This window comes from Pedobacter steynii (genome assembly GCF_001721645.1).
Taxonomy (GTDB): domain Bacteria; phylum Bacteroidota; class Bacteroidia; order Sphingobacteriales; family Sphingobacteriaceae; genus Pedobacter; species Pedobacter steynii_A.
Window position 1 is genome coordinate 3,341,907 of sequence record NZ_CP017141.1, and the last position, 13,069, is coordinate 3,354,975.

Genomic DNA, 13,069 nt, shown 5'->3' on the forward strand with positions numbered 1-13,069 from the left:
GATATATTAAAAATCTGTTTTAGGTGTTAACACAGGCATTGCGAAATCAAGATTCACCTGGTCAATAAAGTCCAGGATCTGATCTCTACCTACACTCTTTTCAGCAGAAGTGACAAAGGAAGGCGGAATCTCTTCAAACCATCCACCCAGTGCTTTTTTAAAAGCCGCCACATTCTGATCTGTCTTTGTGGTTGACTGCTTATCTGCTTTTGTAAAGGCCAATACGAAAGGAATTTGAATTTCTCCCATCCAGCAGCAAAACTCAAGATCTATCTTTTGAGGTTCCAGCCGGCTATCTATCAATACGAAAACGCATTGCAGGCTTTCTCTTTTAGTAATATAGTTACGGATGAATTTCTCCCAGTTTTCCCTGCTGCTTTTAGAAACTTTTGCATATCCATATCCAGGTAAATCTACGATATACCATTTCTCGTTGATTAGAAAATGATTGATTAACTGGGTCTTTCCAGGTTTCTGGGATGTTTTTGCCAGGCCATGTTGATTTACAAGCATGTTAATGAGGGAGGATTTTCCAACGTTGGAACGTCCGATAAATGCATACTCAGGCATATTGGCTATCGGCAAAGCCGAAATCTTTGTATTGCTACAAATAAATGTTGCTGATTTTATAATCATTTGACAAAGGTAGAAAATTAGTTTTCAACAATACTTATCTTTGCAGCTTACTATGAACGAAAATATCTCCACCTCCCACTCTGCAACAGCTCCTAAAAAGGAACAGGTAGCCTCAATGTTTGATAAGATATCAGGAACATATGATTTTTTAAACCACTTTATGTCGCTGGGAATCGATATTCTATGGCGTAAAAGGGCAATTGGCGAACTGAAGTCCATCAAGCCCCGATTGATGCTGGATGTAGCAACCGGAACGGGAGACTTTGCTTTTGAGGCGATTAAAATTCTTAAACCTGAGAAAGTAATCGGGGTAGATATTTCTGAGGGGATGCTGGAAGTGGCCCGTAAAAAGATCAATGACCGGAATTTGCACCCTATTTTTTCCGTTCAGATGGGTGATTCTGAAGGTTTACATTTCGACGACAATCATTTTGATGCCGTGACGGTTGCTTTCGGGGTCAGAAATTATGAGAACCTGGAAAAAGGAATCAGAGATATGTACCGGGTGCTTAAACCAGGTGGAAAAATCGTAATTCTTGAGTTTTCAAAACCGAGAAAATTTCCCGTTAAACAGGGATATAACTTTTATTTCAACCATGTGACCCCATTTTTTGGAAGAACATTTTCCAAAGATGCGACTGCCTATACTTATTTACCGGAGTCAGTTGCCGCATTTCCCGATGGAGATGCGTTTAACGCCATGCTGACAAAGGTTGGTTTTAAAAATGCTAAGGACATCAGGTTAACATTCGGCATTTGTGCGATTTATACCGGAACAAAATAAATTAGAAAATAACAGGCTACACTAGCTCAATTCCCTATATGAAACTGAAACTGCTGCTTCCTTTGATGTGCTGGTTTGCTGTTACGACAGTGAAAGCTCAGAATTGGGGCGGAGGTATTGATGATAACAATCTGCATTTTGGATTTACTTTTCAGTACGTTTCTTCAGAATATAAGATTTTAAAAACAAAGGACTGGAAAACGATTGATGCGGGATTTGAGGCAGGTATTCCATCTAATTACCCTCGGGGGCTTAGTTCTATTTCGTCTAAGCCATCTTCCGGCTTCGGGATTGGGTTTGTTGTAAATCAGAAAGTACATGATAATGTAGACATTCGCTTAACACCGATACTGGTTTTTAATGACCGCCTTTTAAATTATCGTTTTGAAGAAGCTTTCGGAAACAGCAACTCCGGACAAGTAGCTCAAGATGTGCAGAAAAAGTTGGAAACCACCGTGGTAGAGTTTCCAGTGAGCCTTAAAATCAAATCCAATAGAAGGAACAATTTCAGGGCATACATGATGGGCGGAGTTAAGTTTACAGCCGACATTTCTTCCAAGAAAAAGACCAATAATGAACCACTGTCGGAGATGGATAAGTTTGTAAACAACCGCCGGAACTTTCTTTCCTATGAAGCCGGGCTGGGGATGGACTTGTATTTCGAGTATTTCAAAATGTCGCCGGAGATCAAATTGTCTTATTCCTTTGAGAGTTTGAAGAAAAATGAAGCACCACATGTGTTTTCTACACCGATTGATAAGTTAATGTTACGACATGTGACATTCAGTTTATTTTTCGAATGAGCTGACTGGAAAAAAAGTTTTAGTTTTGTTAGGACATTGCCATCATCAACAGGTCGGGGATATTTTTAAACAGACCGTTAAAGAATAATTATATACTAAATGAAAACTGCATTAATTACAGGAGCAACTTCAGGAATTGGAGAAGCCTGCGCAGATTTATTTGCTGCACAAGGTTATCACTTAATTTTGGTTGCAAGAAGAGAGAATTTGCTAAAAGACGTTGCTAAACGTCTGGAAGATAAATACGCTATAGAAACAAAAGCGATTGTTGCTGATGTCAGGGTTCATGATGATCTTTCTTATGGATTGGAGACTTTACCTGCCCAATGGAAACAGGTGGATGTACTCATTAATAACGCCGGGCTGAGTCAGGGTTTAGATCCTATAGATAAAGGCAGCGTTACCGACTGGGATACGATGATTGATACTAATGTTAAAGGCTTGCTTTATGTGACTAAGATTGTCTCCAACTGGATGATCAGCCGGAAGTCCGGTCATATCATCAATATTGGTTCTATCGCCGGGCAGGAGGTTTATCCCAATGGAAATGTTTACTGTGCAACAAAGCATGCAGTGGATGCCCTGAATAAAGGTATGCGCATAGATCTTTTGCCTCATGGTATAAAAGTGACTGCCATCAATCCCGGAATGGTAGAAACAGAATTCTCTAAAGTCCGTTTTAAGGGTGATGAAGGAAGGGCGAAGAAAGTGTATGATGGCTTAGAGCCACTGGTAGCCAATGATATCGCTGAAGCCATCTGGTTTGTGGTCAGCAGACCGGCACATGTCAACATTAACGATATGCTGATCATGCCTACAGCTCAGGCTACGGGAGCCATCATTAAAAGAAATTAAAAGATTTAACTGAAACAGAATATGATATCAACTACAATAGATCAGGAAATTAAAAAAGCGATGCTGGCTAAAGATCAGGCGCAGTTAAGGGGTTTAAGAGCAATTAAAGCAGCATTATTACTGGCGAAGACAGAAAAAGGATCAAGTGAAGAGATTACTGAAGAAACGGAATCCAGAATCCTGCAAAAGCTGGTAAAACAACGTAGGGAATCTGCAGATATCTATAAACAGCAGGGGCGCGAAGACCTGAGCATCATTGAAGAAGAAGAAATCGAGGTGATCAGTAGTTTTATGCCAAAGCAATTGGATCAGGCAGAAATTGAAAGTATTATTGCTCAGATCATCAAAGATTCCGGTGCCGCATCGGTGAAAGAAATGGGTAAAGTAATGGGGCTTGCGAACAAGGAACTTGCGGGTAAAGCGGACGGAAAACTGATTGCGGAGATCGTGAAAGCGCAATTGGCATAGAATATGCTTGAAAATTTATGTGTTTAAACCTTTTTTCGAAAAATTAATGTTTTAAATTACATTAAATTTAATTTACTCCACTAACTTAGTAGCATTACCTTACTTAACACAAAATATGAAATACGAAGTAATAGACGAAGACGGGTTTAAATATATTGAGGCTGGAAAAGGAGAACCCCTGGTATTACTTCATGGTTTGATGGGAGAGTTGAGCAATTGGGAACCGGTAATTGATCATTTTAAAGCTAATTATCATGTTATGGTACCCATTTTACCAATTTATGAACTCCCTATACTTACATTAGGTGTAAAGAGTTTATCAAAATATATAAACAGATTTTTAAAACATAAGAAACTAAATCAGGTTGTTTTAATCGGTAATTCATTGGGAGGACATGTAGGTCTTGTATTTACTACTTCCCATCAGGAAAATGTTAAAGCCCTGGTATTAACAGGAAGTTCCGGCCTTTATGAAAACGCTTTTGGCGGTTCATTTCCAAGAAGAGAGAGTTATGATTATATTAGGGAAAAGGTAGCGTTTACTTTTTATGACCCGGCAATTGCTACCAAGGAGTTGGTAGATGAAGTATATAAAAGTGTGAATGACCGCTCCAGGGTAATCAGGATCCTGGCCTTAGCCAAGTCGGCTATCCGCCACAATATGTCGAAAGACCTGTCCAGAATTACCATCCCGGTGTCTTTAATCTGGGGAAAACAGGATAAGGTAACCCCTCCTGAGGTGGCGGAAGAATTTCACGAGTTGTTGCCCAACTCAGAGTTGAATTGGGTTGATAAATGTGGACATGCACCGATGATGGAGCGTCCGGAAGTGTTTAATGAATACCTGGAGAAATTTTTAAATAGAATATTACTTAAATAATGTTTGCATCTGAACTCATATCAAATTCAATTCCCCCGCTAAAGACTTCGGACTCGGTTCAGAAGGCTTTGGAGCGGATGACTGAGTTCAAATTATACCATTTACCCATTGTAAATGAGACCCAGTTTCTGGGGCTGCTGGCCGAAGAAGAACTGATTGAAGTAAGGGATACAGAACAGGCAATCGGCAGTTTGCCTTTGTCTATTTTAAACCCTTTTGTGTATGAAGATGCGCATATCTATGACATCATCAGGCTTTTTCATCAATTACACTTATCGGTAGTTCCAGTGCTGGATTATAAAAAGAACTATTTAGGATTAATTTCTATAAATAATTTATTGGAATATACCGCCGACATTTACGCGGTAAAAGAGCCGGGAGGGATTATTGTACTGGAAATCAGTAACCGGAATAATTCTCTTTCTCACATGGCACAGATTGTGGAAGCCGATAATGCGCAGATCCTTTCTTCTTATGTGCAGTCTTTTCCTGATTCTACAAAATTAGAAGTTACCTTAAAAATCAATAAAACTGAGTTGTCGGGAATTATCGCCTCTTTTGAGCGGTACAATTACCAGGTAAAAGCTGTGTTTAACAGCACCATTTCAGATAATGGTACCGAAGACAGATATAATTCATTTATGAATTATTTAAACGTATAAAACCCATAAATGAGAACTGCAATTTACGGTAGAGAGTTCAATAATAGCGTTTTACCATATGTACAGGAAGTATTCAATGTTCTGGGCGAGTCAAAAGCGCCCATTCTTGTTTCCAAAGATTACCTTGACTTTATAAAAGATAAAATTAAACTGCCTGAGGGCATTGTTGTTTTTAATAACCATACTGAATTGGTTGGTCAGGCAGATGTGCTGATCAGCTTAGGGGGGGATGGTACTTTGCTGGATACTTTGTCGCTGATCCGTGATTCGGGTATCCCGGTGATTGGAATCAACTTCGGTCGACTTGGTTTTTTGGCGAGTATCAATAAAGATGAAATCCGTATTGCCATTGAAGCACTACGTAATAAAGAATACTCCCTGGATAAAAGGACTTTACTTAGTCTGGAGTCAAAATTTGACTTATTTGGAGAGGAAAATTTTGCTTTAAATGACATCACTATTCATAGAAGAGATAAGTCAGCGATGATGATTATCCATGCTTATATGAACAATGAATTTGTGAATTCTTATTGGGCAGACGGGTTGATTATTGCTACGCCTACGGGCTCGACGGCTTATTCCCTAAGCTGCGGTGGTCCGATCATTTATCCGAGTTCACAAAATTTTGTGATCACTCCGATTGCGCCGCATAACCTGAATGTAAGACCTGTGATCATTCCGGATGATGTCTCTCTAACTTTTGAGGTGGAAGCCAGAAGTGCAAAATTCCTGGTTTCCTGTGATTCGAGAACAGAAACAGTAGACCGTTCTGTAAAACTTACCCTGAATAAAGCAGCATTTCATGTAAATCTGATCAGGCTGAACAATGAAAGTTACCTGACTACGTTAAGAAATAAATTACTTTGGGGTATTGATACCCGTAACTATTAAGATGCGATACGGAACCTGGATTTTCTGTTCTCTTGCCATCTCTTTCATTGGATTTAATGCTAACGCTCAGGTTATGGAGCTTGGTGTGGTCGGTGGGGGTGCCGGGTATATGGGAGATCTGAATCAGACAAAACCTTTGAAAATCAGTGGAATGTCTGCCGGGGCGTATGTAAAAATGAACCTTGACCCTTACTGGGCACTGGGTTTTCACTATAATTTTGGTAAGATCAAAGCAAATGACCTGAATTCAGAAAATGAGCAATTTAGGGATAGAGGACTTAATTTTAAGACCTCCCTGAATGAAATCAGTCTGCAGGTGGATTTTAATTTCTTTGAGTATTTTGCCGGCGGTGGTACCAAAAAATTCACGCCTTATATATTTACCGGGATAGGAGGGGTGTTTTTTAGCCCGAAGGGATATTATCCGCACGTTCCTGAGTTGGGTGATAAAGAATATAATCTTAGATTTTACAGAACAGAGGGACAAACCGAACCTTATAAGAACTACGCGCTTACGGTCCCTTATGGGGTCGGGTTCAAAGTGAGGTTGAAAGAGAATTGGGGCTTGTTTTCTCAGATCGGATACAGAACCATATTTACAGATTACCTGGATGACGTGAGCGGGAGGTATCCTGACGATAACAAGCTGCCCGCTGACGGACTGACAGGAATCAAACTTTCCAACCCCAATACCGCATCCTCATTATCAGGGACTGGACTTCCGGGGATTCAAAGGGGCGATTTTAGAAAAAGAGATACCTATATGTTTGTAGGTATTGGCATATCTTATACCTTTGTGTCCCAAAAATGTTATACATTTTAAGCATATTTGCAATTATAAATGGGATTTAAAGAACAAATTGACGTTACACGCCTGCCTGAGCACATCGCAATCATCATGGATGGAAATGGGAGATGGGCAAAAAATCAAGGCAAATTCAGGCATTTTGGCCATGAAAGCGGGGTGTTATCTGTAAAAGATATCGTAGAAGGCTGTGCAGATATAGGGATTAAATACCTGACTGTTTATGCATTTTCTACAGAAAACTGGAATAGGCCCATAGAAGAAGTAAATGCTTTAATGGAATTGCTGATCTCTACCATTAATCAGGAAACAGCAACACTTAACAAGAATAACATCAGACTTAACGCCATCGGAGATATTTCATCTCTTCCACAAAAATGTATTGACGACCTGAAAAGTGCCATGGAGAATACTGCGAAAAATACGCGTTGCACCCTGACACTTGCTTTGAGCTATAGCGCAAAATGGGAAATCATTGAGGCCGCTAAGAAATTGGCTCAAAAAGTTAAAGACCAGGAAATTAATATTGACGAAATCAATGAAAGTACTTTTTCAGCTCAGCTGACAACCACCGATATTCCGGATCCTGAACTTATGATCAGGACAAGCGGGGAACATAGGGTCAGCAATTTTCTGTTGTGGCAGATGGCATATACCGAACTGTATTTTACCGATACTTTGTGGCCCGACTTTAGAAGAGAAGACCTTTTTGAAGCAATTGTAGACTACCAAAAGCGCGAACGCCGCTTCGGTAAAATTAGTGAACAATTGAACTAATTTTACTTTTAACACTTTTTAACATGTGTTTAAATTAACTTAGCATCGATTTTTAGATTTAAATGAAAAGAATATATCAACTTATATTGTTGTTATTGATTGGTTTACCATCAATGGCACAGATCCGTCCCCAGTCCAATCCTGCAACTCCTACCTTAAAAGTTAATGGCCTGGATCTGGATTATTTTAATCCCAAAGAGTATACCATCGCTGATGTGACGCTCACCGGAGCGAAGTTTTTAGACAAAGATGTCATCATCACCCTTTCAAAACTGATCAAAGGAGAGCGTATTGTTCTTCCTGGTGAGGCAACTGCCAATGCCATTAAAATTCTTTGGGAACAAGGTTTGTTTGATGATGTTCAGCTGGACATTGTTAAAATTGACGGAGATTCTGTTTATTTTGATATAGAAGTTGTAGAGCGTCCCCGTTTGAGTTCGTTTGACATTCAGGGGGTTAGCAAATCCCAGAAAACAGATATTCTTGAAAAGTTGAATGCTAAAGCAACCAAGACGATTATCAATGATAACCTGTACAATACAACCACCAGTACCATCAAAAAGTACTTGCTGGAAAAAGGTTTTTTCTTTACTTCGGTAACGTACAAAACCAAGGTTGATCCCAATCAGGAAAACCATGTTATCCTGGAAGTAAATGTGGACAAAGGCCGTAAGGTAAAAGTTCATGAAATTAACTTTACGGGAAATCAGGCCTTTAGTGATGCCAAACTGCGTAAGTTTTTGAAAAAAACCAAACAACAGGCTTTTTATAAAGTCTTTGGTTCAGGAAAATTCAATAAAGAAAAATACGAAGAAGATAAAAAGACGCTGATTGCCAAAATGCAGGATAAAGGTTATCGTGATGCAGTAATCCTGAAAGACAGTGTTTATCAGTACAGCGATAAAGCCGTTGGGATTAAGATCGATTTATTCGAAGGGCCTAAATATTATTTCGGAAATATCAGCTGGGCCGGTAATGCCAAATATGCCGGAAAAGATCTGGAGCGTATCCTTGGTATTGAAAAAGGAGAAGTATTCAGTGAAGAGAAGCTGGAGAAAAAATTAAGAGGCAGCCCTAATAGCGATGATGTTTCCAGTTTATACCTGAACGATGGTTATTTAACTTTTAACGTAGACCCGGTTCAGACAAAGATCTATGGTGATACAGTTGATGTGGAAGTGCGCATCTATGAAGGACCACAGTATACCAATAACAGAATAACGGTTAAAGGAAATACCATTACCAACGACAGAGTTGTATTGCGTGATGTACGTACCAAACCAGGAGATAAATTCTCTAAAGACTTATTGATCCGTACCGTTCGTGAGATCGGTCAGATGGGTAACTTCGACGAGTCTAAAACAGTGCCTACACCTAAGCCAAATCCGGCAGATGGAACTGTAGATATTGAATATGCAGTAGAAGAAAAACCTTCTGATCAGATTGAGCTATCAGGTGGTTTTGGTGGTGGTAACATCATCGGTACTTTAGGATTGACTTTTAATAACTTCTCTTTGAAGAACCTGTTTAATCTGGATGCTTACAAACCATTGCCAAAAGGTGACGGACAGAAGTTGAGTCTTCGTGGACAGACCAATGGTAAATACTACCAGTCTTATAGTTTCTCTTTCTCAGAGCCATGGTTAGGTGGTAAAAAACCAATCAGTTTTGGGGTAAGTGCTTTTACTTCCTTACAATCGAACGGATTAAAAGAGAATGATACCCGCGGGCAGCAACAAAGAATCCGCTTAAACGGGGTAACGGTAAGTCTGGGCAGAAGATTAAACTTCCCGGATAACTACTTCCAGTTGAGCCACGCTTTGAGTTTTCAGCAATATATTCTGAACAATTATTCTGGTTATAAATTCAATACCGGTACTTCTTACAACATCAGTTTAGCGCAGGAGTTGAGCAGGGATTCCAGGGATTCCCCGATCTTCCCTACAAGCGGTTCCTTCTTTAAATTTACAATTCAGGCAACCCCTCCATATTCCTTGTTGAATAAGCTGAACTATGCTACTGCTCCGGATAAAGAATTCTATAAGTTCACCGAGTATCACAAATGGAAGTTTGAGTCTCAGTGGTTCCATAAACTTGCAGGTAAGTTCGTCGTGAAAGCACAGGCACAGTTTGGTTTCCTTGGATCGTATAACAAGGCTGTTGGAGATCCGGCATTTGAGCGCTTCAAACTGGGTGGTGATGGTATGCAGGGATTCGATTTCCTTCAGGGTTCAGAGCTGATCGCTATGCGTGGTTACTCTAACAGTGCCGTAATTCCGAATGGTTCAAACGTAAGGATTGCACAACAGTCAGGAAGTCCGATCTTCACCAAATATATGTTGGAGTTAAGATACCCGGTAATTGCCAGTCAGTCGGCTACCGCATTCCTTGTTGCTTTTGCAGAAGGTGGAAATACCTGGAACAATTTCTCTGAATATAATCCTTTTAACGTAAGACGTTCGGCCGGTTTTGGTGCGAAGATATTTTTACCGATATTTGGATTATTGGGAATTGATTATGCGATTCCTTTTGATAAGATTCCTGGAGTTGATAATGGAGGAAAGCAAAACTTTACTTTCAGTATTGCACAGCAGTTAGGTGGATTTAACTAATAAAAACAGACGAATGAAAAAATATCTTTTAATATGCTTCTTAACTTTTACGTGCATGGGAGCCTTTGCTCAGAAATTCGCGTATGTTGACACAGAATATATCTTAAAGCACCTTCCTGAATATAAGTCCGCTTTAAGCCAGTTGAATGTTTTATCACAACAATGGCAGGGACAGGTAGATCAGAACTTTGTAGAGATCGATAAGATGTACAAAGCTTATCAGGCCGATCAGGTTTTGTTAACTGCGGATATGCGCAAAAGAAGAGAAAACGACATCATCGAAAAGGAGAAAGAAGCGAAAGATTTTCAACGTAAGATCTTCGGTCCGGATGGCGAACTTTTCCAGTCCCGGACTAAACTACTTAACCCTATTCAGGATAAAGTAACAAAGACCATCAGTGAAGTAGCGAAAGCTAAACTTTTTGATTTCATCTTTGATAAAAGCAGTGAATCGACTATGATGATTTATGCCAGCAGCAATTACGATGTTAGTAATGATGTCATCAGGTTATTGGGATTTAAGCCTGGGTCGATCTTAAAATAACACACACACATAAACAAGTAAAAACAATTATTAAGACAAATAGAAATGAGAAAGTCAATTAACGCATTTTTTGTAGCAGCGGGGTTATTGTTTACTGCCAACATTGCAAATGCACAACAAAAATTCGCACATTTAAATTCAGCATTGATCATTGAAGCAATGCCGGAAGTGAAAGCAGCGAGAACAACATTAGAAGCCTTTGGAAAAACGAAACAAGCTGACGTTGAGAAAATGATTTCTGAATATCAGGTTAAACTACAGGCAGCTGAAGCTAAGCAAAAAACAATGAGCGAAGCAAATAAAGAAACTGTTGGTAAAGAGTTACAAACTATGGGTGCTGAATTACAGGATCTTCAAAAACGTATTGAAGATGCAAGAGCTAAAGCACAACAGGAAATGGAAGCTAAAAATGCGGAATTGTTTAACCCTATTCAGGTAAAAGCTGATGCAGCAATTAAAGCTGTTTCTAAAGAAAAAGGTTTTGCTTATGTATTTGATACTGCAAACCAGGCTTTAGTTTATTGGGATGGTGGGGATGATATCACAGCAGCTGTTAAAGCTAAATTGGGTATCGCAGCAACTGCAGCTCCTAAGAAATAATTAAAATTAAAATATTTAAATTGCGGGATTGAGTGATAAAACTCAATCCCGTTTTTTTTATAATGAATATTGGACAATCTATTGGCGTTTTTGATTCTGGTTATGGTGGTTTAACGGTGTTTAAATCGATTGTTGAAAAGTTACCTCAATACAACTATATCTATCTGGGCGATAACGCCCGTGCCCCCTATGGAGATCATTCTTACGAAACCATTTATCAATATACACTGGAATGTGTGGAATGGCTTTTTGCTCAGGGTTGCCCCCTAGTGATCCTGGCCTGTAATACGGCTTCGGCAAAAGCCCTTCGCAGCATCCAGCAAAAAGTACTTCCCTTGAAGTATCCGAATCACCGGGTGTTGGGGGTCATAAGACCCACAGCAGAAATAGTAGGGGATTTCAGTACACATAAAACGATAGGAGTGATGGGGACCAGAGGAACGGTGAACTCTTTGTCGTACCCGATGGAAATTGCTAAGTTTTTTCCCGAAGTAAAAGTACTGCAACAAAGCTGCCCGATGTGGGTCCCATTGATTGAAAATAATGAACACCTGAATCCCGGTGCAGATTATTTTGTGAAGAAGTACCTTGAGGAATTATTGGCTCAGGATGCAGACATTGATTGTATCCTGCTGGCTTGTACCCATTATCCTTTAATGATTCCAAAGCTTCAGGCTTTACTTCCCGAAGGCATCCGATTGCTGGGGCAAACCGATATTGTTGCCGATAGCCTTGATGCCTATTTAAAAAAGCATCCTGAGATTGCGGTTAAAATAGCGAAAGACGGAATGCGGCATTTCTATACTTCCGGAGATACGGAGGTCTTTGATAAACATGCTTCCATTTTCTTCGGGGCGGAAATCAGTTCTGAACAGATGCACCTTCAAATCTAATCCTGCCAGCTCCGATCCGGGGCTGTTTTTTTTATCTGAATATTTTCTTGTCTGTTCGTCGAAAAGTAATGGCAGTTGGTCGACTGTTACTGCGGCATGGTCTAATGCGCCAAAAAACGCTGAAACGTTTCCTGTGTGATGGCGTCTTATCTACAAAACAACAATTAAATAAATAAAAAACTTAAAACTAAAAGATATGAAAACTTCGATCAAAACCTTATTCGCTTCAGCTTTAACTGCTATCGTTTTAACTTCTTCAGCCTTCACTACTTTCGCTAAAGATACTACACCTGTAAGCGCATCAGCTGCTGTAAAATTCAATAAAGTAGTTGTTACCGGAAATGCTAAAGTGGTATTGGTACAGGGCAATTCAGAAAGCGTTACCACCAATGATGAGCTTAGCGCCAACACTACCGTTCAGCAAAAAGGATATACTTTGTACATCAACTCTACAGAGAGCAGCCCGGCAACCATCTATGTAAATGTAAAAGATCTGCAAAGAATTGATGCCTCCAATACTGCTCAGGTAAAAACCCGTGGTAACTTCGACTTAGCCGTTCTTCAGATCTTTTTAAAAGATGGGGCCAAAGCAAATGTAAATGCAAAAGTAGGCAGCCTTTATACTGACATGAAAGATCAGTCTGACCTGAAACTGAGCGGTTCATCAGCAGAACACAGCCTGGTAAGAAATGATGTTTCAAAATTAAACCTGAATGATTTTGTAATTGCTAAACTATAAAAGACCGGAACTCCCGATAAGAAAGAACTGAAAATCATTTCTGCAAGAAACCGCTCCTCCGAATGTGCGGTTTTTTTGTGCGATAAACTGTCGCTTTTTATGCTGCTAAACGGTTTAAAT

15 protein-coding genes are annotated in these 13,069 nt (G+C 39.7%); 14 read left to right on the forward strand and 1 reads right to left on the reverse strand.

Features of this window, described 5'->3' with window-relative positions:
* Nucleotides 1-6: 6 nt before the first annotated feature.
* Nucleotides 7-636 (reverse strand): ribosome biogenesis GTP-binding protein YihA/YsxC, encoded by a 630-nt coding sequence (yihA, locus tag BFS30_RS13970; RefSeq protein WP_069379842.1) that lies wholly within the window; start codon nt 634-636, stop codon nt 7-9.
* A gap of 52 nt (nt 637-688) precedes the next feature.
* Between yihA and ubiE the strand changes: the two genes are divergently transcribed.
* The 14 genes from ubiE to BFS30_RS14040 all read left to right on the forward strand — a co-directional run bounded on the left by ubiE (nt 689) and on the right by BFS30_RS14040 (nt 12,949).
* On the forward strand, nt 689-1,420 hold the full coding sequence (gene ubiE, locus BFS30_RS13975; RefSeq protein WP_069379843.1) for a bifunctional demethylmenaquinone methyltransferase/2-methoxy-6-polyprenyl-1,4-benzoquinol methylase UbiE: 732 nt from the start codon (nt 689-691) through the stop codon (nt 1,418-1,420).
* A 38-nt stretch (nt 1,421-1,458) separates the two neighbouring features.
* Complete coding sequence (locus tag BFS30_RS13980; protein ID WP_069379844.1) at nt 1,459-2,223, forward strand: outer membrane beta-barrel protein; 765 nt, start codon at nt 1,459-1,461, stop codon at nt 2,221-2,223.
* A gap of 99 nt (nt 2,224-2,322) precedes the next feature.
* A complete protein-coding gene (locus BFS30_RS13985) occupies nt 2,323-3,078 on the forward strand; it encodes an SDR family NAD(P)-dependent oxidoreductase (protein WP_069379845.1) in 756 nt (251 codons plus the stop codon).
* Nucleotides 3,079-3,099: 21 nt separating this feature from the next.
* Nucleotides 3,100-3,546, forward strand: a complete 447-nt coding sequence (locus BFS30_RS13990) for a GatB/YqeY domain-containing protein (protein ID WP_069379846.1) — start codon at nt 3,100-3,102, stop codon at nt 3,544-3,546.
* Nucleotides 3,547-3,661: 115 nt separating this feature from the next.
* Nucleotides 3,662-4,426: an alpha/beta fold hydrolase gene (locus BFS30_RS13995; RefSeq protein WP_069379847.1), complete on the forward strand. Its 765-nt coding sequence runs from the start codon at nt 3,662-3,664 to the stop codon at nt 4,424-4,426.
* Nucleotides 4,426-5,088, forward strand: a complete 663-nt coding sequence (locus BFS30_RS14000; protein WP_069379848.1) for a CBS domain-containing protein — start codon at nt 4,426-4,428, stop codon at nt 5,086-5,088. The genes BFS30_RS13995 and BFS30_RS14000 overlap by 1 nt, the downstream gene beginning before the upstream one ends.
* A 9-nt stretch (nt 5,089-5,097) precedes the next feature.
* The gene (locus tag BFS30_RS14005) at nt 5,098-5,979 is read left to right on the forward strand and encodes an NAD kinase (RefSeq protein ID WP_069379849.1); all 882 of its coding nucleotides are present in this window, start codon (nt 5,098-5,100) and stop codon (nt 5,977-5,979) included.
* A 1-nt stretch (nt 5,980) separates the two neighbouring features.
* Complete coding sequence (locus tag BFS30_RS14010; RefSeq protein ID WP_069379850.1) at nt 5,981-6,802, forward strand: DUF6089 family protein; 822 nt, start codon at nt 5,981-5,983, stop codon at nt 6,800-6,802.
* A gap of 18 nt (nt 6,803-6,820) precedes the next feature.
* A complete protein-coding gene (locus BFS30_RS14015; RefSeq protein ID WP_069379851.1) occupies nt 6,821-7,561 on the forward strand; it encodes an isoprenyl transferase in 741 nt (246 codons plus the stop codon).
* 62 nt (nt 7,562-7,623) lie between these two features.
* Complete coding sequence (bamA, locus tag BFS30_RS14020; RefSeq protein ID WP_069379852.1) at nt 7,624-10,173, forward strand: outer membrane protein assembly factor BamA; 2,550 nt, start codon at nt 7,624-7,626, stop codon at nt 10,171-10,173.
* Between the two features lie 13 nt (nt 10,174-10,186).
* The gene (locus tag BFS30_RS14025; RefSeq protein WP_069379853.1) at nt 10,187-10,717 is read left to right on the forward strand and encodes an OmpH family outer membrane protein; all 531 of its coding nucleotides are present in this window, start codon (nt 10,187-10,189) and stop codon (nt 10,715-10,717) included.
* 87 nt (nt 10,718-10,804) lie between these two features.
* The gene (locus BFS30_RS14030; protein ID WP_237028579.1) at nt 10,805-11,317 is read left to right on the forward strand and encodes an OmpH family outer membrane protein; all 513 of its coding nucleotides are present in this window, start codon (nt 10,805-10,807) and stop codon (nt 11,315-11,317) included.
* Between the two features lie 62 nt (nt 11,318-11,379).
* Entirely contained in the window at nt 11,380-12,210 is an 831-nt protein-coding gene (gene murI, locus BFS30_RS14035; RefSeq protein ID WP_069379855.1) for a glutamate racemase, read from the forward strand.
* A 196-nt stretch (nt 12,211-12,406) separates the two neighbouring features.
* Nucleotides 12,407-12,949, forward strand: coding sequence for a GIN domain-containing protein (locus BFS30_RS14040; protein ID WP_069379856.1), 543 nt, complete (start codon nt 12,407-12,409; stop codon nt 12,947-12,949).
* The last annotated feature ends 120 nt before the right edge of the window (nt 12,950-13,069 follow it).

Excerpts from the sequence above, each read along its gene's own strand:
- BFS30_RS14005 (WP_069379849.1), top strand. The coding sequence starts at position 5,098 with ATGAGAACTGCAATTTACGGTAGAGAGTTCAATAATAGCGTTTTACCA.
- BFS30_RS14000 (WP_069379848.1), top strand. The coding sequence starts at position 4,426 with ATGTTTGCATCTGAACTCATATCAAATTCAATTCCCCCGCTAAAGACT.
- BFS30_RS13985 (WP_069379845.1), top strand. The coding sequence starts at position 2,323 with ATGAAAACTGCATTAATTACAGGAGCAACTTCAGGAATTGGAGAAGCC.
- BFS30_RS13990 (WP_069379846.1), top strand. The coding sequence starts at position 3,100 with ATGATATCAACTACAATAGATCAGGAAATTAAAAAAGCGATGCTGGCT.
- ubiE (WP_069379843.1), top strand. The coding sequence starts at position 689 with ATGAACGAAAATATCTCCACCTCCCACTCTGCAACAGCTCCTAAAAAG.
- BFS30_RS13995 (WP_069379847.1), top strand. The coding sequence starts at position 3,662 with ATGAAATACGAAGTAATAGACGAAGACGGGTTTAAATATATTGAGGCT.
- yihA (WP_069379842.1), bottom strand. The coding sequence starts at position 636 with ATGATTATAAAATCAGCAACATTTATTTGTAGCAATACAAAGATTTCG.
- BFS30_RS14040 (WP_069379856.1), top strand. The coding sequence starts at position 12,407 with ATGAAAACTTCGATCAAAACCTTATTCGCTTCAGCTTTAACTGCTATC.
- bamA (WP_069379852.1), top strand. The coding sequence starts at position 7,624 with ATGAAAAGAATATATCAACTTATATTGTTGTTATTGATTGGTTTACCA.
- BFS30_RS14015 (WP_069379851.1), top strand. The coding sequence starts at position 6,821 with ATGGGATTTAAAGAACAAATTGACGTTACACGCCTGCCTGAGCACATC.
- BFS30_RS13980 (WP_069379844.1), top strand. The coding sequence starts at position 1,459 with ATGAAACTGAAACTGCTGCTTCCTTTGATGTGCTGGTTTGCTGTTACG.
- BFS30_RS14025 (WP_069379853.1), top strand. The coding sequence starts at position 10,187 with ATGAAAAAATATCTTTTAATATGCTTCTTAACTTTTACGTGCATGGGA.
- murI (WP_069379855.1), top strand. The coding sequence starts at position 11,380 with ATGAATATTGGACAATCTATTGGCGTTTTTGATTCTGGTTATGGTGGT.
- BFS30_RS14010 (WP_069379850.1), top strand. The coding sequence starts at position 5,981 with ATGCGATACGGAACCTGGATTTTCTGTTCTCTTGCCATCTCTTTCATT.